The following is a 19092-nucleotide window of genomic DNA, read 5'->3' on the forward strand; positions in this document are numbered from 1 at the left end:
CTGTTTGGAGATTTTAGCCTAGCACCGCTATGGTGATATTGAAAACAGCAACGAAGTGGCTGATTTTGAAGCGATTTCAGCACGTAATAGATTGTCTATTGCATATTTCGGGTTGAAGGTTATTATGTGAGGTTTATCAAGATTTTACTTTGATAATAAGCCATTCTCAGCCCTTTATTATCATCCTTCCTCTCTCTCTAAAGCACTCTTTATAAGTATTTTAAATACTGAAAATATTTTCTGAAATTTCCACTTATAATTTAATTGATTTTTTATATTTGTCGCTTATTTAAATCTTTCTTAGATTAAATCTAAATAATGTTTAAATTTGTGTCCATGATAATCTTCCTCTAAAGTAATACTGATAGAAGGAAGGTTTTTGGGGATAGAATTAAGTGCCAGTTTGAAGGGAATTGATGTTGCATTTCAATTCTGTTGGGGGTATACAATAAAACTGAAAAGGACAGTTGGTATTCCATAACCTACTTGGCGATATGAAAATATAAAAATATTTGAGCATGGAACTAACTTGAATGGGTTACTTCCTATTGTTGTTTATAAACCAATACAAGCAAGGAAATGACAAAGCAGAAAAACAATACATCATGGCAGAAAACCAGGAAATTCTTCAATGATGTTCACCTGTGGGCAGGTTTGATAAGTGGTATCGTTTTACTAGTGGTTTGCCTTACTGGTACCATTTATGTTTACAATACTGAGATTAGAGAGTGGAATGCTTCACATCTTTATAAAGTAGACCACAGTGAAGGTATGTCAAAGCTTTCTCCTGATGAATTGCTTGATAAGAACAGGGATCTTATAAAAGGGGATATTACAGGAGTGAAAATTTCATCTGATGAGGATAGAAGCTTTCAGGTTACAGCAAGGGAAAAAGGAGACAAAAGCCGTTTTGGGACTACTTATTTTGTAAATCCATATACAGGAGAATTGTTGGGAAATAGCAAGGAAGAAAATGCTGCAGCTACTTTTATGGGCTACATGTTTAGCCTGCACCGTTGGTTATTGCTTGATAAAATTGAAGCACCAATCTTTGAAGGATTGGAGAATAGAAAGTTAGGAAGCTATATCACAGGAGCCTGTACTATTCTTTTTACAATAGGTGTTTTGACAGGATTGGTAATATGGGTACCCCGTAAAGCAAAAAACTGGCGTCAAGGTTTGAAAATCAAATTCAATAGCAACTGGAAGCGCATAAACCATGACCTTCATAACTCACTTGCCTTTTATTCTGCGATTATACTTTTTCTAATGGGGGTTACCGGACCATTCTTTTCCTTTCCTTGGTACCGGGAAGCCTTGCAGAAATCTTTGGGAACCTATAAGGAGCGTAGTGTGAGAGCGCCTGGGCCTAGTGCTGGTGAGGGGAAAAAGGGAGCAGATAAAGACCAAGTTAAAATAGAAATGTTGCCACTTGAAGATTATTTGTACAGTGTTGACCAAACCTTGGATTATGTAGGTGAATACACTGTAAGCCTACCAAAGGACGGGGCTTCAAAGATTAATATTAGCAAGAAAAGAGCAGGCTTCTTTGCTCCTGCTGCATCGGATAAGCTGGTCCTTGATGTGGCAAGTGCCGAGGTGATTGAGGCTGATATTTTTAAAGAGAAACCATTTAATGAAAGGGTTTCTGGCTCAATTAAGGCCCTGCATTTAGGGGATGTGTATGGTTCTTTCTCGAAGTTACTCTATTTTATTTCTTGTTTGATTGCAACCAGTCTGCCTGTGACCGGAACCCTGATATGGATCAATAAGATGAAGAAACCAAAGAAAAAAAACAAGAGAACAACAGCAACCGTTTGATGAATTGTAGGATAGGCTGGTTATTTCGTATTTATACACTCAATTGAAATAGTACCTTTTGCTTTAATTGACTTAAATGAAGTTTTAAGTAGAAAAAAAGATTTCTAATAACGGTTAGTTAAGAATTGATAAATGCAGGCATATAGTAATGCCTGCATTTTTTATTTTTTGGGTTATGGTTTTTGTCCCTTCTTCTAGAAAAAAAGATAGTAAGCAATTCCAACAAAAAGCAGAAAGGAAATCCTGCCCAGCCAATAATTGAGCTTGGTCCAGCGGATTAATTGATTGATTTTAAGATTCACCTCTTCGGAGTCGTTTTGGTCTATGAGTTGGGACAACTCTTTTACAGAGTAGCGCAGGGAAATGCTTTGTTTGTTAATGGACAATTTGTGTTTCTTTAAAAGCGCAGAAACTTTAAAATAAATCTTGAATCCAACAATTACATGAATTACAAATAGAACATATACAATGTATAGAAAAGTCATGTTTTTTAGCGAATAGGCCCTAGCAAAAAGCTTTTGTCAATGTTTGAATGTAAGAAATTTAATTTGAATTGAAAGGTAGCTCCGAAAATGAAAAAACTTAGTTGAAGCATTTTATTCACAATTAAGCTTTTATTTTATTCTGAGACGAAATGAACAAGAAGTGCGTCTTAAACTAAGAAAGAAACTCATATATTATGAAAAAGTACCACATTTTTCTCATTCTACCATTATTCTTCTTATGGATAAGCTGTGTAGAGGAGGAGGTCATCGAAGCCCAAAACCTTTATGGCAATTGGGAAAACTATTTTTATCTTGAAAATCAGGACTTGAACAAAGTAGATACCTATGTGTTTGATTTAGACGGAAAGTATTATAGAAGCATAACTTTTAAAGCCCCTGAAACCAATCAAATTTTGGGTTATTCCATTTATTTGATGGGGAATTATGTTTTGGAAGGGAATGAGTTGGTATTGAATGAAGAAGGCAGGCTTTTTAACTTAGGGGAGGAGCTTTATGAAGATATTGAAGGTCTTTCAGAATTAGATGTTGTAGAAAATACAACTGTAAGTTTAGCATTTAAAAGTAGCAGGCAAATTTTGGAAATCACCAAAATTTGTAGTCCTTTATTATCGAGTATTTGTATTCCTGTTACCAGCTATAATCGAAAAGAATATAATTTGATTACTCTGTTTTAATTTAAGCCGATAGATCCATTAAACCCGGATTATGTAATAGGATTTCTCCGCCCTGACCGTTAGCTCTTGGTGTATTTCTTTGCCATTTTCTACCTCCATACAATCCCATTGGTCAAATTTCTTTGAAGGATCAAAGGCGGAAGAAAAGTAGGAGGCTTCGTAAACTTGTAATGCGATGAACTCCTGTGGTTTGTTACTCGAGATTGTGTGTAGGATGTTCATAAACTTTTTCCAAAGCTCAGGAGTTTTATTGTTATTCACACTCATACGGAAACTTATGCCTAGCAGATGTTTGTCTTTGATATTTACTATTTTCGGTTGCATTGGTTGTGGTAGCCCTCCTAATTGGGATCTTTGATTGAAATAAGCTTTTTGAGTTGCTCACTGAGGTCCGAATACTCATCGATATCATTTAACCTTTCTAAAAGATGTACTTTAAGTTGAAGCATCTTGGCAATATTCATTGTTTCCGCAAATACTGATTCTGTACTCCATTGGATGTTTTCAAACAAGCGGGGATCGTTTTTATTTAGTCCTATCAGGTAGTAGCCTCCATCTTTGGCTGGTCCTAAGACCAAATCATTCTTGTCCAAACTGCTTAAAGCTTCCTCAATATGACTATTCTTAAGCTCCAGACAATCAGTTCCAATAATTAAAACCTGATCGTAATTTTCTTCGAAAGCTTTAGAAAAGGCATTGTACATTTTATCTCCCAGGTTATTTCCTTCCTGAGGAAAAAAATAATAATTGTTGCCAGGATATTCGGTTTTATTGATAGTCCCTTCATGAAATACCAAGGTATCTGCTGGTATTGTTGTCAACAATTGATGCGTGTAGTTTAACAAATAGGTATAAATATAAACTGCTTTATCATTGCCGATAGTAGCCGCAAGGCGAGTTTTTACTTTTCCTGGCGCAGGAAATTTTTGAAATACAATAATGGCCTGTTTCATAGATGCTTCAAAATTACAGGAAAATAGGAGAAGGCATAAAAAAGCCAAGGCATGTTTTCCGTTAATAACCAATAATAACTATCGGGTATTGCAGGTAGTGCCTTGGCTTCGTTTATTGCAAAGGAGGATTAAACTCCGGTATTCTATCCTTTAAAGGGAAATTACTCACCTCCTTCTTGCCTTCCTCCTCTTTTTTTACGCATTTGGGACCTTCCTTCTTTTTGTTCAGCTTCCCATTTTTCTTTCTGCTCAGGGGTAAGGATGGCTTCCAGTTTTTGCTGGTGTGCTTCCCTTGCCGCCTTCATTTCTTCTCTATTTTCTTTTTGAGATTCTTTTCGACTATTGGCATGCTCAAGAAATAAAGCGTTGATTTGTTTTTCCTGCTCTTCAGTAAGGTTTAGTTTCTCATCCATCCTTTGGGTCATCCTTTCGGCCATTTTCTCTGGATTAATTTCTCTATCGCCTTGTCTTTGTGCTTGTACGTGCACCACGGTAGCTACTACCAGTGCACAAATCATTATTACCTTTTTCATATTTGTTACCGTTTTTGGTTTGTATAGCTGTTAGACCAGAAGTAACTGTACAGGTTTAATGTTCAGGTGTTAAGGAATGTTAAAAATATTAAACGCCTTAATTTTTATCTTCTACTAACTCTTCTCTGTCTTTGGGTTTCACGTAGGTAGGTCTGATAAGTAACCTTAATGAAGGATCGAAAGCCAGGTAGTTCCAAGACCAATCAAGGAAGATAAATATCCTGTTTTTTACACCAAGGATGGCCATTAGGTGAACAAATAACCAAATAAGCCAAGCAAGTACACCTTGGAGTTTCATAAAAGGTAAATCAACCACAGCAAGCTTTCTTCCTACCGTAGCCATACTGCCAAGGTCTTTGTACTTAAAGGCTTTTGATGGTTTGTCTTTTAGTTTGGACAGAAAGTTTTTTGCCAAGTTATCCGCTTGCTGAATGGCTACTTGGGCTACCTGTGGGTGTCCTTTAGGGTAATCGGGCAGTTGTTGTAAACAAAGGTCCCCAAGGGCATATATGTTGCTCGTATCTTTCACGAGGTTGTATTCATCTACAAGTAGGCGGCCATTCTTGAACTTTTGAACGTCCAAAATACCTTCAATGCCATTGGGCTTTATTCCTGCCGCCCAAAGCAAGGTGTTTGTTTGAATACCTGATTCACCTTTGATAATAACATTTAGACCATCATAATCTTCCACCGCAGTTTGAAGCATGACGTTTACTTTAAGGCTTTCCAGGTACTCTTTAGCTTTCTGCCCTGAAGATGATGACATGCCTGCTAGAAGAGAAGGCCCTGCTTCTATCAAAACGACCTTCATGTTTTCAAAGTTAAGCTGTGGATAGTCCTTTGGGAAAACTTTGTTTCTAAGCTCAGCCATCGCACCTGCTAACTCAACCCCTGTTGGTCCACCGCCTACTATCACTACATTCATCAATGCTTTTCTCTTTTCAATATCAGCGATGTTGATGGCCCTTTCATAGTTTGAAATGATTTTGTTTCGTATAAACAAAGCTTCAGAAACAGACTTCATGGGAACGCTGTTGTCCATTATATTTTTCATTCCAAAGTAATTGGTGTCTGCTCCCATGGCCAGAATCAGGTAATCATAATCAATATAGCCAATGTCAGTATAAAGGCGATTTTTACTTTGCTCGATTCTTTGTGCTTCCGCCATTCGGAAGGTTACATTTGGTGTATTGTGAAAAACCTTCCTTAAAGGAAAGGAGATGGCACTTGGTTCCAGACCTGCAGTGGCTACCTGATAGAATAGGGGTTGAAATTGGTGATAGTTGTTCTTGTCCAATAATATCACTTGGTAGTCCTTGTTTTTTAATTCCCTGGCCAATTTGAGGCCAGCAAATCCTGCACCTATGACTACAATTCTGGGAAGAGATAATTCGGGAAGGTTTGGAAGAGCTTGGTCCATTACTAAAAACTTTTAAATGAGGTTGTATTACCTAGAAATAAAACGTATATCGTGGGCCATAGTTCAACAATTACCCAAAACCTTAAAATTGGAATACTCATGCTTAGTTTTGATGGTATGTTAGTCCTATCGAAAAATTTATTTATTTTTACAAACCGGAAAAATAAAAACTTATGGGAAGAGCATTTGAATTTAGAAAAGAAAGAAAATTCAAAAGATGGAATCAAATGTCCAAAGTGTTTACACGCTTGGGCAAGGAAATCGTTATGGCTGTAAAGGCTGGCGGACCTGACCCATCTAATAACACAAAATTAAAGACAGTTATACAGAATGCCAAGGGCGCATCAATGCCTAAGGATAGGATAGAAGCTGCTATCGCGAGGGCTAGTAATAAGGATGAAAAAGATTACGAAGAAGTTGTCTACGAGGGATATGGTCCCCATGGCATAGCTGTAATCGTTGAAACCTCAACTGACAATATCAACAGAACTGTAGCCAATGTGAGACATTATTTTTCCAAAGCTGGAGGCTCTTTGGGCACCACTGGTTCTGTAAGCTTTATGTTTGAACACAAAGCTGTATTCCGATTTTTAAAAGCTGATTATGATTTGGAAGAACTGGAATTGGAATTGATTGATTTTGGTTTGGAAGATATTGATGAGAATGAAGGTGAGATCTTTGTCTATACTGCCTTTGAGGATTTTGGTAACATGCAAAAAGCACTTGAAGACAAAGGAGTAGAGGTCATAAGTGCAGAAATGCAACGCTTTCCAATGTCTACTACCGAACTCACTAGTGAACAAGAAGCCGACATCAACAAAATGATAGAGCGGATAGAAGAGGACGATGATGTAAACCACGTTTACCACAACATGTCCTAAACCAGGTATTTTCAAATTTAATTCACATAATGGCATTCCCGAAAAGAAGAAATTTACAGGAACAAAAAAGACAGAAATTAGTAATTGTAGGCAGTAAAAATCCTGTGAAAATTAAGAGTTCTGAAAATGCTTTCTCTAATATATTTGATGATAGTTTTATTGTTCAGGGTCTGAATGTTGACTCTAAAGTTAGTGCTCAGCCAATGGGGGATGTAGAAACTTATACGGGGGCCTATAACCGGGCCTTTGCCTCCAAAAATGCTTTTCCAGAAGCGGATTTTTGGGTGGGTATAGAAGGAGGAGTTGATCATGTTGGAGAGCAAATGGTTGCTTTTGCATGGATGGTTATACTGAATAATGAGAATACTATAGGGAAAGCCAAGACCGCGTCTTTTTTTCTTCCAGAAGCCATAAATAAAATGGTAAGCGAAGGAATGGAACTGGGAGAAGCAGATGACAAATTGTTTAGGCAAAGAAACTCCAAAGAAAATGGAGGAGCCGTAGGCATCCTTACTAATGGGGTTATCAGTAGGGCAGATTATTATCAGCAGGCCTTGTCATTGGCCCTTATTCCCTTCCTTAAAAAGGAGTTCTATTAATAAACGCAATGACTCATAGATATTATCAATTGGATTTTATTATTAATAGTATCTATCTTTGATTTATAATTAAACCAAAAGTTTTATGCTACAAGAATTAGAATCAGATAATTTAGGACAAGTCATTAAAGACAATGAAAAGGTAGTGGTTCAATATGGTGCTACTTGGTGTGGCAACTGTAGAATTATGAAACCCAAAATGAAAAGGTTAAGTAAAGAATACGATGGGATTACCTTTTTATATGTGGATGCAGAGAAGCTACCGGAATCCAGAAAATTAGCCGAAGTGAACAACTTGCCGACTTTTGCGGTCTTTAATGGAGGAACACTCGTAAATCAAATACAGACAAATAAAGAAGACGCTTTAAAAACATTGATCAATGAGGTTGCCGATAATTAAGCATGTACTGGGTTTTATTGAAGAGAATGATGAGGACTGGGTGGTAGAAACCATTGAACTCCTTGAATCAATGACGGAGATAAGTACTTTGAAGGATGAGGAATTGGACGTTATGGGAGAATTGCTTTCAAACTTGTATGGCTCCCTAGAAGTTCAAAAAATGATCAAGGAGGAGGGAATGGAAAAAAAGGAAGCCATGAATGCCTTTTTAAAAAGGGTAATGGGCTCCATTGATAAATAAATTTTTAATTGGATAAGTAGAGAAGTTGTTTATCACCCTAAATGAAATCTGCTACATCTAAATGTGGAGGTAGGTCCTTTGGATCTGCCTCTTTTTATTGCCTTTTTACCTGAGGTACATTAGGCAAGGTGATGTCATTGTTCAGAAAGTGATTTTATCAATGAATAGAAAGCGGCCTATTTTTTTGGTTTAAGGAGTAATTTGATTCAAAAAGCTTTTCAGAGCTTGTCTCCAATCCGGTGAAGCATCCCATTTTTCTCCTATGTACAATTCATTCCTTACTAAGAAACGGATGTAATATTTTACTACAATTCTTTCTGGGTTTTGGCTAGCTTCCAAGGGGACTCCCATACTCCTCATCAGATCAGCTTCTCTACCTTCTTGTTTCATGAGGATAAACTGGACTTTTTCGCTGATTAATTGTTGGTTCGATTTGGCAGTGGTTAGGAATTCGGTTTGATAAGGGTATTCCGCTTTGAAGATTTGTTCGAGACCTTCTCTCTGTGCCTTTTGCTCTGCCAATACTTGGTTTTCTTCCTTACCATAAATGTCCTGGCGGAAAGTGTTGAGATAGCTCTCATTCCCGGCGGCACCAGTCAGTAAAATCCCCATTTTGAAAACATCAAGGTTTAAAGGGGCCGCTTGAATATAACCACTATTATTGGAGTTGCTCTCCAGTCCTGGTATGGCAGGGTATTCAGGAACATCTATTACTAAGAAATTCTCACTTCTTTTGTTTGCACCTATAGCTTGGATTTGTTCTTTGAGTTGATCCTTATTGTTAGCATTTGCGGACCAATTATTACCAGGCGCGATAATGTTACCATTGCCTGAGAAGGGAAATATATGACAAAACATACGACCATCTTCTTTTCTGATAAGTAAAACGATGTTTTTGATTTGCCTTGTTATAAAGTGATTGGCATATGCGTTTTTAATGGCATCAGATAAAATGACTTCTTCCAGTTCATAGTAGGCTACCGGATCTCCCCCAGCTGCCACAAATGCAGGGTGAATTTCTTCTGCCAGACCTTGCCAATTGACCGGAGGTGTTGCGGAAGTAGCAGCGGAAACCAGAACAACCGATTTACCATCTAAAAATTGACCGACAGGTGTTGGTTGGGCAAAGCCTGCTAGCGAAAAAAAACATATCAGCCCTGTCAAAGAAATATATTTTATAAACAAAGTCAAATCCACATCTGAAAGTTTAGTATTTTCACGAATATACACAAGCCATTGTAAAATCTTTCGTTATGAAAACGATTACCTACTTAATTTTATTACTTTTTTGTTATTTACCACTCTTGTCAAAGGCCCAAAAAATTGACAAGCAAACCTTGATGGAGGACATAAGGTACCTTTCATCAGATCAATTGGAAGGAAGAGCTACAAATACAGAGGGGAATAAATTGGCTGCTGCCCATATTATTGAACGATTTGAAGCACTTAAACTGACCAGTCAATACCCCATGTACACGCAAAGCTTCGCTTTAGAAGGAGATGATGAAAGTCTGGATGAGGGTAGTAACCTTATCGGTTTTATACCAGGCACGGAGTCGTCCAAAATAATTCTTTTAATGGCTCATTATGACCATTTGGGAAAAAAAGGGGACAAAATTTACAATGGGGCAGATGACAATGCCTCAGGAACCGCCGCCTTGTTGAATATGGCCGCTTATTTTATGGAGAACAGACCTTTGCATTCTATACTCTTTGCTGTTACTGATGCTGAGGAAATGGGCCTAGTAGGTGCTAAAGCTTTACTGCAAGACTTCCCCTTTCCTTTAAAGCAGATTAAATTGGTAGTAAATATGGACATGATCAGCCGAAGTGAAAACAATACGCTGTATGCTGTGGGTACCAGGTTTTACCCACAATTTATACCTTATCTTGAAAAGGTGGGCAAGCGCTCGCCCATTCAGTTGGTTTTAGGGAATGATGGAGAGAAAGGGCAGCTTGACTGGACCAATGCTTCCGATCATGGCCCTTTCCATAAAAAAGGCATCCCCTTTATTTATTTTGGAGTGGATGATCACGAGGATTATCACCAACCTTCAGATTTATTTGAAAATATCCATCAACCTTTTTTTCTAGAAGCTTGTGAGCTCATTTTAAACAGCATCTTAGAAATTGATGCCAGCATAGAGTGAGGCTAAAATTTGTCTATAGGCTTCGATAAAAGTATACAGGCTAAGTGTTTACCATGTAAAGTCAAGGAGCATGCGTACTATGATTTAACCCGAAATATGAAATAGACATTCTATTACCTAATCCGGCTTTAACCAAAAAAAGTAGACAAGAGGCTTATTTCATGAGATAGGTAATACCAATATTTCCCACAAAGCTAGTTTTGTCCAGTCCTGGAATAAAATAATCTTCAGGGTCATTTTCCAAGTACCACTTATAGTTTAATGAGGTGAGGTATTTGAAATTGGCTGACAATAAAACATTATCAAATCTCCATTCTCCAATCAGTGCAGGTACTATGTCTACGTATTTTCTACGTAAGTCCTTAATTGATTCAAAACGTTTGTAATAGAAATCGTTATTGTGATTGATGTATTCAAACTCAAACCCGAGGCGATTGTATTTTTTTACCCAGGCCATTTCAATCGAAATGGTATTGCTACCTGGGCCATAACCAAAACCTAAAACCTGTCCTTTATGGGTATACCCATGTCTTACGTAAGGGTGGGTATACCAGCTATTTCTAGCGAGAATTTCTTCTCTAACCGTTTGACCTGTTTGTGTGATTTCCATGCCCATTTGCAGGAATTCGTCGTCCTTTTTTAGAGGGATTAAATTTGTAAATCCAAAAAGAAAAGCCCTGTTTTTGTCTGGGTTAATTAGGAAGTCATTCAAGCTTCGACTATTACCATTGCTGCCATACTCTCCATAAAACTCAAAATGACCATTTGTGTCTATCCACCTGAAATATCCTGAACTAAGCTGATTCCTTTTGTCTACATTGGGTTTGCTTATACTCTCAGGGCCTTTTTCGCCATTAAATACAGGTAGGTAATCAGCAAATTGACTCAGGTCTGTATGATACATTTGAGAAACACTGCTAAAGCCTAAAAATAAACCTGGGAGCCATTTAGGTTGGTAGGTAAGGGCAAGCCCTGATAGGTAACGCCAGTCCTCGTCAGGTCTTTTGACCACGTAAAGTGGGGTGTTTGTATAGATGTAATCGGAATTGACGGGATCTACTCCTGAAGACCTAAGTTGGCCTGCAATTATCTGTCCCTCAAAATTACCCAAAATTGTTTTAACAGGTTTTCGTGTATTTAAAGTAAGGTGTAGAAAGCCTGGTGCATTGTTACTCATGAGCAAAGAAGCCTTTCTTCCCGGTCCCCACCAAAGGTTTTCGTTAGAAATACCTATAGAATAGTCCTTATAGTTGTAACGTATACTGGATTGTCCTAAAGACAGTTTGGTGACCGGACCCTGATCAAATCTTTCAGGAATATCGGAGGTATTGATCCATTCAAAATACTGTAACCATGTGCTTCCCCAATGTTCAAGGGGGAAACCTGTGAAATCTTGGTTTTCAGCATGCAAAACTTCCGGTTGGAATTGAATGGTTAGTGGCCCATGTTCAAAATAAAAACCCACACTAGCATTGAATTGGGTTCCTTTGTTTGGAATCATCTGACCGTCATTAATGCCAAAAGGGAGCTTACTATTGTACCTGCTTTTGAGCATGGCTGGTAAGGTCACGAATTTGGACTTTTTAATATCCGCTGAATTTAAATCTGGAGCTTCCTTGTTCTCTTCCAAAGCGAATGGGTTGCTTTTATTAAATGCTTCGGTAGGGTAGAGGGGACGAATCATAAAGCTGCTTTCCGCTGAAATGTTGCCTAGTAGCTGCTGCCTTCGCATATAATCATCATAGATCGGATAATTCAATCCTATGCTTTGCGACAGAACCTTTGTTTGGGAAGTCAAACAAATAAAACATGCCCAAAAGGTAATTTGTAAATAAAAAGGGTGCTTTTTGCTCATGCCGGATTCAATTTATTGTCAAGGTGCTAACCTGGATGCTAGATACAGACCAACTTTCATCACAAATCGGTTCAGGCGTATTTTCTTGTTTAAGGTCGTCTCCTAAGGTGATGGAGAGTTGATTGCTCTTATGGCTGATTATTTTAGTGATTCTGTAGAGACTTGTCCAGCCATTAGAATTTTTATACTGGCACCTTCCCGGCAAATCTGTTCTTAAAGCTTCGGTTTTTGGTTCGTTAAATCTAGGGTAATTGGCTGGGTAAGACTGGTAGAGACAGTAGGTGGATTCGCAAGGAGAATTCGAAAATGTTGTATGGAGAACTGATTGCCCATCCAATTCCAAATACCAGTAATCCGGTCCGCCCACATTCTCAGGATTCCCATCCCAACTGTCATGAAGAAGAAGATCTATGGTGACCTTGATAGTGTTGTGCTTAGGCAAAGAGGCCAGGTTCAATAAAACTTCCTCATCATTGTAATAGCCTAAGACGGTGTCTCCATTGAGAACAAATAGTCTACCGTTTTCTATTGAATTAAGATCTGCTGTGGAGAAATCGTTTTTATAGATTACGATTTCTTCTTCGAGCACATTTTCACAAGAAAAGCTAGACAACACAAGAAAAAACAGAAAGATTGATTTCAGTGAGATATGGTTCATTAACTACAGGGTACAAGCACCATCAATATAAATGACAAATAAACAAAATATTATCCAAATTAAGATCAGTTTAACATGAATTTGGCATTTGCCTCAATCCAATATGTATTGTCGCTTTACTCTTGGCCCTATTCCAGTTAGCAGCTCATAAGGAATAGTGCCAATATTAGCAGCAAGTTCGATAATCGATGGTTTGTCACCGAAAAGTATGGCCACATCGCCTTCCGTAACCTGGAGGCCAGTAACGTCTACCATGCACATGTCCATGCAAATATTGCCAATAATTGGCGCCATTTGTCCTTTAATTAAAACTTTTGCCTTGCCATTGCTAAATCGCCTGTCGTATCCGTCCGCATAACCTATGGCCAGGGTAGCTACTTCTCCTTCATTCGCCATTTCTCCTTTTCTTCCATAGCCAATTGTCTCTCCTTTTTTAAGCTTTTTTACCTGAGACACCACCGTTTTAAGCGTCATAGCCGGCTGTAATTTGTCTTGTTCTAGTTGATTGACTTCAATGCCATAGAGCCCAATTCCTAAACGGACCATGTCGAAGGAATATTTAGGATAACGGATAATTCCTGCGGAGTTCAGGCAATGTCGAATGGGTTGACAACCCGTCTCTTGGATTATTTTACTGCTAGATCGCTCAAATGAAGCCAGCTGCTGTAAGCTAAAACTTTCGTGTACGGCTTCATCAGCACCAGCCAAATGAGTGAAGATTCCTGAAATTTTTAAATTTTCAGCCTGTTGAAGAATTTTGATGGCCTCATCAAGATCATTTTCAGACATGCCGAGTCTACGCATGCCGGTATCCAATTCCAAGTGAACCGATAACATGCCCGTAATGTTCTTTAGTCCATCTGCCAAGGATTTCAATTGATCAAGGTTGTAAACCACCGGTTCAAGGGCCTTATCCAATAGTAAGTCCAAGTGATAACTCCCTGGGTTCATTACCATAATAGGTAAGGTGATTCCATTGTTTCTAAGGAATACCCCCTCATCGGTATAGGCCACCGATAAATAATCGGCTCCAATTTCCTGTAGGTAATTTCCGATTTCTGCAGCTCCACCACCGTAAGCGAAAGCTTTGACCATGACCATCATTTTGGTGCCAGATTTAAGTTTTTGGCGATAGTGGATAAAGTTATGTCTAAGGGCGTTTAAATTGATTTCTAAAATGGTTTCATGAGCTAGTGCTTCTAACTTTTGAACAATATTTTCAAATTTAAATGCTCTAGCCCCCTTTATAAGGATGAGGTCATTGGAAAGTGATAAAGTGTCTAGGGATTTTAAAAGTACTTGTGTGGAATCATAAAATATACTTTCAGGAGTAAATAAGGATTGAAAGCCAAGGTATCCCTTTCCTACACCAATAAATAGATCAATTTCATAGTGCTCTAGAAGCCAAGCGATTTTTTGAAAAACAGCCGTTTCATTTCCTACCTGTTGCATTTCCGACAAAATCAGGATCTTTCGCGCAGTAGTAGTGATTTGCTGGCTCATGAATTCAAGAGCTATTTCCAATCCGGCTAAATCATTGTTGTAGCTGTCATCAATCAACTTACAGCCATTTATGCCTGACTTTAGGGTTAGCCTCATGTCTACAGCTAAAAGCAGCCCGAGGCCTTGTTGTATTACATCCGGCTTCATTCCCAAGCTAAGGGCAGCTGTGATGACATGTCTGACATTTTCAAGGGAAGCTTGGTCTTTGAAAGGTGTGATGAACGTATGGGTTTGAAAATCATTTCCTATCAGGAAAATTTTGGATCCGTTGTTATGAGGTTTAACGGATAAAACATAATCTCCCCCAGGCTCATCGGACCAACTGACCAATACGGATGGATCAAAGTTTTTCTCCAAATATTGACTTAGAAGACTTTGGTCTTTCCTATAAATCAAGTATTTGACATTTTTAAAGAGCAAGCATTTTTCCCTTATCTTGGCTGACGAATCAAGGAAATATTCATCATGTGCACTTCCAATATTGGTGAATATTCCCAATTGAGGCTGAATGATTTGCGCCAAGGCATTCATTTCATTTGGGGCAGAAATTCCAGCCTCTAGTACGGCAACCTGATGTTGTTGGCTAATTCCTAAGGAAGAAAGAGCAACACCAATCTGGCTATTGTAGCTTTTGGGGCTTTTCCATACGTGGTATTTGGAAGATAATACCTGAGCAAGCCATTCCTTAACGATGGTTTTACCATTACTCCCAGTTATTCCGATTACCGGGCCAGCAAAATTTTCTCTATTCAGTTGGGCCAATTTTTGAAGTTCTCTCAAGGGGGAAGGGGACAATAAAATATTTGCCTGCTCAAGGCTTTTCAAAATAGGATCAGGACAATCTTCCGGTAGGATAAAATTCCTAACCCCTTTGGAATAGGCATCCTCTGCAAATTCCCAACCAGAATACCTGGAGCCATTCAAGGCTAAGAAAAGCATTTTGCTGCCGGATTGAATTTTTCTTGTGTCAATGACAACATCCAATAGGATAATGTCATCCGAACCTTTGGTCAATTTAGAAGCGAACTGGAGAAAGTTGATGGCTTGCATCATTGGTAAGACTAGGTTAAGCTTTTGGTGTTTAAGCAAATTTAAAACTAATATCCATAGCTATTATTCCTAAGTATAAATTATAGTAAAATTACTTTATCGGTATTGAAAAGTAGAATAATTCTTTCTGAAAGCATTTGTAAAAGATTAAAAATTTATGTAACATTGATTTACAAACACTTATTAATCCTAATACGGAAAATTATAATTAATAAAACCATGAGATTGCAAAAGAATATTCGGACCCTTTTAAATATACCTTTTATCCTTGGGTTTTTGTTTTTCGGTTTAGTATCTCATAATACTTTTTCTCAGGATAATTACGGTAACGTTTACAATTTTGTTCAGCAAAATACGCAATTGGCTAAAACTGATATCAGTACAGATGAAAATTCTGCACAGAAAAAAAATAGATTTATCGGTTATTCAAATGTTGCGAATAAGAAGCATAAGAAGGGTAAAGAAGAAGTTTTGCTTCGTGAGAAGGAGTCCACTATGCCCCAAAAGGCACCTGTATCTGAAGATGTATCCACGCTTTCTTTAAATATTTTTTTGTATGTTTTGGATAGTTTTAAGGAAGAATAGTTTAAATTTTCTCTTAAACCCGAAATAGGCAATAGCCATGCTATTATGTGCTGAAATTGCTTTAAAATCAGCCACTTCGTTGCTGTTTTCAATTTCACCATAGCGGTGCTATGCTAAAATCTCCAAACAACTGATTTTCTTGCGATTGCAACACTCCTTACGAATCCTATTACATAATTCGGGTTAAAATTAATGTCTTAAGATTTATTTTTTTTGTTTGTATGCTGGGATTTCGTTATTTTACTTAAAACGATAAGCCCGATGAAAAAAACATGCATTTTATACCTCTTAATCCTGGTGGTCAATTTTTCATTTGTTGCCACTTTAAAAGCACAAGAGATAGGTTTACAGCTTTATAGCCTAAGAGAACAAATGAAGCTTGATGTTGAAAAATACCATGAGATTATTCAACAATGGGGCGTGCGCTATATTGAAGGTGGAACTACTTATGGTTTGAGTGATAAGAAATACAAGGCATTGTTGGCCAAGTATGAACTTCAAATGATAAGTGTAGGTGGTTCCTATGAGGAGATAGGCACCGACCCCGAGGCAGTAATTGAAAAAGCAAAAAGCTTTGGTTCTAAGTATATTGTAACTTTTTGGATACCCCATACAGGAGAATTTACAGAGCAAAATGCCAAAGAAGCAGTTGAGGTATTTAACAGATTTGGTAAATTGGCTAAAGCAGCAGGGATTACCTTTTGTTATCATCCTCATGGTTATGAATTCAAGCCTTATGGCAACGGCACATTGTTTGATTATATGTTGGACAATGCAACTGATTTTAAATTCGAAATGGATGTTTTTTGGGTAAAAATGGGTGGAGCTGATCCATTGGCCATATTGAAAGCGCATCCCGAAAAATTCCCGCTATTGCACTTGAAAGACCGAAAAAATGGTACTAAAGGTACAACGGATGGTACAGGAGACGATGCTTCAAATGTGGTGCTTGGTACAGGAGATGTTGGCATAAAGGAAATTATTGAGCAGGCGAAAAAAGGAGGGACAGCTTATCTAATCATTGAAGACGAATCGGCCAAGTCGGTGGCTCAAATTCCTCAATCTATTTATTATATTAATCAGACATTAAATAATTAATGTTAATTGTATAAAGTTGACTATCTATGTTGTTAAAATTTAAGGTTTTGTTTCTCTTTTTAGGTTTGAGTTTTGTGGAAACAGACCCAATGATTACCATCGATTTTGAAGACTTCAGGAACAAAATTGAAACCCCTTCCGAAGATCTGAGAATTTATAACTTTTGGGCCACTTGGTGTTTGCCATGCATACATGAAATGCCCTATTTTGAATCTACAGTTAATAATTCTGAAGGAACTAGCTTGGTATTTGTGTCACTTGATGATGATCGGAGGCGGGATAGGGTGCAGGCATTTTTAGAAAAAAATGAGATAAAGACAACCGTATGGTTGCTCAGTGAAAAAGAACAAAAGGATTGGAAACGCAAGCTGAAAAAGGATTGGTCAGGAGCCATTCCGGCTACCTTGTTTGTATCTGCAAACGGCGATAGGCATTTTCATACAGGCCAATTGAGTCAGGAAGAACTAGAGGGCCTAATAGAAAAGTATCAATAAGAAATAATTGATTCGGTCATTAAGGTTTCATTTTACACAAGTGATTCCTTAATGACTTTACCTCAGAAACTAAAAAAAGTCTCCCTGTCTTTATTAAGGAGACTTTTATCTCGGCTTCCGAGACGGGACGTAAATTACAGCCTTTGACTTTATTAAAGGGTTTCTGCAAACGGTTGTAAATTAGGCTGTTTGAGGACTTTTCTGTGTGTTCAAGGATAAACCCTTCTAGCTTAAGGCTCTTATCAATTGAAATACAGGAACTTGGATTTTCCTTCTGCGTTCTCCACCTTGAGGTAAATTTTACTTAATTTTAAGTACTTTAGGTGGTAGTCTTTTGAAAAACCTCCTATTTCTGTAATCTCATCCTTTAGGAGAACCTTATGGTTGTCGCTGTAAATGGTTACTTTAGTGTTGGGTTCTGTTATACCTAGAACTCTTAGGTTAAATGAGTTTTCATCAATTGCTTTTGCATAGGCCATTACTTTCTTTTCTACTTTTCGATAACTTGCAATATCGAAGTTTCGTGATTCATCCTTGGTTTCTAGCATTACTTTGTAATGGCCTTCAGGTACTTGGCTTAAATTAAAAGGGATACGCTGTGGACCACTTACTTTAAAAAAGGTTCTGTTAATGATGTTTCCATTCGGATCATAAATGCTAATCCTTACTTGGCCTATGGCCTCGGCTAAATTAATAGTAAACCTTTGTTCCTGGATTTCAACAGAGGAAACCTCCATTAAACCTTTATCAATTGCGAAGCTTGAGAAAGATAAACCGAATACGAGCATTAGAGTTGTTATTGTTTTCATGACTTGGTACAGTTTAAAGTTGATTTCTTTTTCAATACTTGATACCAAGCGCGTACCAACTCAATGTTAGTCGGCCGATAGGACTGAGGGATAAATTTTTTTACCTGTGGATGAAACACTTTTTAAAGCCCTTTCTAAAGTAAAAGTGTTTCAAATTCGGACAATCGTACAGTGATTTGCTATTGTATCGGTCGGAATTTTTAAAAATTGAGGGGGAAGTCGGAAAAAATATTCATCCAGATATTTTTAAAAAATATATTTAAGTAGCTGTAAACCTGATCAATGAATCTTGTTTGATGTTCGGTAGTGGACAGTTGATGTTTAGAAAACGGTCATTTTCTAGTGAAGATTTAGCTTTGCTTACAACTGATTTTCTTTGTATTCCCGCTTATAGCAATGCAGAGAAAATAATTATAACGGCTAAAACCGAGCAGTTTTGTTTTTTCTCCTTCTAAATGCACCTTTCCTTCTTTTGTTGTTGGAGTAAAAATTATAAATAAAGTTAACGGAAATTAGGGCTACAGATATTGGGACAAAAAACGAAGGTATCATAATTTTGATACCCAAGAGTATAAATAGAGAAGCGATAATACCAATTTTAAAGGAGGTGTGGCTTTCAGGATAAATGCCGCTAATTAATACCAAGCTACTGATTTCAACGACGATCAAGACAAAGATCATGTAGGTGAATGCGGTAGAGGCAGTAACTCCGGTGCTAATGAAATACCAAGCGAGAAGACAAATAACTAAAACGAGGCTTAAACTGTGCAGACTAAAATTGATTTTTTCTTTCATACTAGGGAATTATTACGAGTATGAATATAGGATTATTTCCCTTGAAACCAAAAAATACTATGTCAAA

General features: G+C 37.6%; 21 protein-coding genes. 10 read left to right on the forward strand and 11 right to left on the reverse strand.

The genetic code is table 11. From position 1 onward, the window contains the following. Nucleotides 1–579 precede the first annotated feature (579 nt). Nucleotides 580–1821: a PepSY-associated TM helix domain-containing protein gene (locus AC13EX_RS13130; protein WP_482893021.1), complete on the forward strand. Its 1242-nt coding sequence runs from the start codon at nt 580–582 to the stop codon at nt 1819–1821. A gap of 194 nt (nt 1822–2015) precedes the next feature. Here AC13EX_RS13130 and AC13EX_RS13135 read toward each other — a convergent pair whose 3' ends face one another. After that, the gene (locus AC13EX_RS13135) at nt 2016–2306 is read right to left on the reverse strand and encodes a hypothetical protein (RefSeq protein ID WP_482893022.1); all 291 of its coding nucleotides are present in this window, start codon (nt 2304–2306) and stop codon (nt 2016–2018) included. 194 nt (nt 2307–2500) lie between these two features. Between AC13EX_RS13135 and AC13EX_RS13140 the strand changes: the two genes are divergently transcribed. Then, on the forward strand, nt 2501–3001 hold the full coding sequence (locus tag AC13EX_RS13140; protein WP_482893023.1) for a hypothetical protein: 501 nt from the start codon (nt 2501–2503) through the stop codon (nt 2999–3001). An 18-nt stretch (nt 3002–3019) separates the two neighbouring features. On the opposite strand, the gene AC13EX_RS13145 is transcribed toward AC13EX_RS13140, so the two are convergent. The 4 genes from AC13EX_RS13145 to AC13EX_RS13160 all read right to left on the reverse strand — a co-directional run bounded on the left by AC13EX_RS13145 (nt 3020) and on the right by AC13EX_RS13160 (nt 5907). After that, nucleotides 3020–3325: a GyrI-like domain-containing protein gene (locus AC13EX_RS13145; RefSeq protein WP_482893024.1), complete on the reverse strand. Its 306-nt coding sequence runs from the start codon at nt 3323–3325 to the stop codon at nt 3020–3022. A 17-nt stretch (nt 3326–3342) separates the two neighbouring features. After that, complete coding sequence (locus AC13EX_RS13150) at nt 3343–3954, reverse strand: TIGR04282 family arsenosugar biosynthesis glycosyltransferase (protein WP_048641437.1); 612 nt, start codon at nt 3952–3954, stop codon at nt 3343–3345. Between the two features lie 161 nt (nt 3955–4115). Next, nucleotides 4116–4487 carry a hypothetical protein gene (locus tag AC13EX_RS13155; protein WP_482893025.1) on the reverse strand — a complete coding sequence of 124 codons (372 nt, stop codon included), beginning with the start codon at nt 4485–4487 and terminating at the stop codon, nt 4116–4118. Nucleotides 4488–4584: 97 nt separating this feature from the next. After that, nucleotides 4585–5907 carry an NAD(P)/FAD-dependent oxidoreductase gene (locus AC13EX_RS13160; protein ID WP_482893026.1) on the reverse strand — a complete coding sequence of 441 codons (1323 nt, stop codon included), beginning with the start codon at nt 5905–5907 and terminating at the stop codon, nt 4585–4587. A 173-nt stretch (nt 5908–6080) separates the two neighbouring features. Here AC13EX_RS13160 and AC13EX_RS13165 point away from each other — a divergent pair, with 173 nt between their 5' ends. From AC13EX_RS13165 to AC13EX_RS13180, 4 genes are all read left to right on the forward strand, one after another. Next, the gene (locus AC13EX_RS13165) at nt 6081–6788 is read left to right on the forward strand and encodes a YebC/PmpR family DNA-binding transcriptional regulator (RefSeq protein WP_048641434.1); all 708 of its coding nucleotides are present in this window, start codon (nt 6081–6083) and stop codon (nt 6786–6788) included. Between the two features lie 29 nt (nt 6789–6817). After that, on the forward strand, nt 6818–7387 hold the full coding sequence (gene yjjX, locus AC13EX_RS13170; RefSeq protein ID WP_048641433.1) for an inosine/xanthosine triphosphatase: 570 nt from the start codon (nt 6818–6820) through the stop codon (nt 7385–7387). An 85-nt stretch (nt 7388–7472) separates the two neighbouring features. Continuing rightward, nucleotides 7473–7787, forward strand: a complete 315-nt coding sequence (locus AC13EX_RS13175) for a thioredoxin family protein (protein ID WP_048641432.1) — start codon at nt 7473–7475, stop codon at nt 7785–7787. Beyond that, nucleotides 7768–8028: a DUF6952 family protein gene (locus tag AC13EX_RS13180; protein ID WP_482893027.1), complete on the forward strand. Its 261-nt coding sequence runs from the start codon at nt 7768–7770 to the stop codon at nt 8026–8028. Before AC13EX_RS13175 ends, AC13EX_RS13180 begins: the two co-directional genes overlap by 20 nt. Before the next feature lie 189 nt (nt 8029–8217). On the opposite strand, the gene AC13EX_RS13185 is transcribed toward AC13EX_RS13180, so the two are convergent. Next, nucleotides 8218–9192, reverse strand: a complete 975-nt coding sequence (locus tag AC13EX_RS13185; RefSeq protein ID WP_482893028.1) for an NTPase — start codon at nt 9190–9192, stop codon at nt 8218–8220. Nucleotides 9193–9281: 89 nt separating this feature from the next. Between AC13EX_RS13185 and AC13EX_RS13190 the strand changes: the two genes are divergently transcribed. After that, complete coding sequence (locus tag AC13EX_RS13190) at nt 9282–10178, forward strand: M28 family peptidase (RefSeq protein WP_482893029.1); 897 nt, start codon at nt 9282–9284, stop codon at nt 10176–10178. 154 nt (nt 10179–10332) lie between these two features. Here AC13EX_RS13190 and AC13EX_RS13195 read toward each other — a convergent pair whose 3' ends face one another. The 3 genes from AC13EX_RS13195 to AC13EX_RS13205 all read right to left on the reverse strand — a co-directional run bounded on the left by AC13EX_RS13195 (nt 10333) and on the right by AC13EX_RS13205 (nt 15247). Continuing rightward, nucleotides 10333–12033 (reverse strand): capsule assembly Wzi family protein, encoded by a 1701-nt coding sequence (locus AC13EX_RS13195; protein WP_482893030.1) that lies wholly within the window; start codon nt 12031–12033, stop codon nt 10333–10335. A 7-nt stretch (nt 12034–12040) separates the two neighbouring features. Then, nucleotides 12041–12691, reverse strand: coding sequence for a hypothetical protein (locus AC13EX_RS13200; protein ID WP_482893031.1), 651 nt, complete (start codon nt 12689–12691; stop codon nt 12041–12043). Between the two features lie 93 nt (nt 12692–12784). Next, the gene (locus tag AC13EX_RS13205) at nt 12785–15247 is read right to left on the reverse strand and encodes a bifunctional UDP-N-acetylmuramoyl-tripeptide:D-alanyl-D-alanine ligase/alanine racemase (RefSeq protein ID WP_482893032.1); all 2463 of its coding nucleotides are present in this window, start codon (nt 15245–15247) and stop codon (nt 12785–12787) included. A gap of 216 nt (nt 15248–15463) precedes the next feature. Here AC13EX_RS13205 and AC13EX_RS13210 point away from each other — a divergent pair, with 216 nt between their 5' ends. The 3 genes from AC13EX_RS13210 (at nt 15464) to AC13EX_RS13220 (ending at nt 17421) form a co-directional block, all read left to right on the forward strand. Continuing rightward, the gene (locus AC13EX_RS13210; RefSeq protein ID WP_482893035.1) at nt 15464–15829 is read left to right on the forward strand and encodes a hypothetical protein; all 366 of its coding nucleotides are present in this window, start codon (nt 15464–15466) and stop codon (nt 15827–15829) included. A 261-nt stretch (nt 15830–16090) separates the two neighbouring features. Continuing rightward, complete coding sequence (locus AC13EX_RS13215; RefSeq protein WP_482893036.1) at nt 16091–16927, forward strand: sugar phosphate isomerase/epimerase family protein; 837 nt, start codon at nt 16091–16093, stop codon at nt 16925–16927. A gap of 26 nt (nt 16928–16953) precedes the next feature. Then, a complete protein-coding gene (locus tag AC13EX_RS13220; RefSeq protein ID WP_339714357.1) occupies nt 16954–17421 on the forward strand; it encodes a TlpA family protein disulfide reductase in 468 nt (155 codons plus the stop codon). A 242-nt stretch (nt 17422–17663) separates the two neighbouring features. Here AC13EX_RS13220 and AC13EX_RS13225 read toward each other — a convergent pair whose 3' ends face one another. Continuing rightward, the gene (locus tag AC13EX_RS13225) at nt 17664–18230 is read right to left on the reverse strand and encodes a DUF3244 domain-containing protein (RefSeq protein WP_482893037.1); all 567 of its coding nucleotides are present in this window, start codon (nt 18228–18230) and stop codon (nt 17664–17666) included. A gap of 420 nt (nt 18231–18650) precedes the next feature. Further along, nucleotides 18651–19025, reverse strand: a complete 375-nt coding sequence (locus tag AC13EX_RS13230) for a hypothetical protein (protein ID WP_482893038.1) — start codon at nt 19023–19025, stop codon at nt 18651–18653. Nucleotides 19026–19092: the final 67 nt, after the last annotated feature.

The organism is Cyclobacterium sp. L-R, assembly GCF_056859355.1.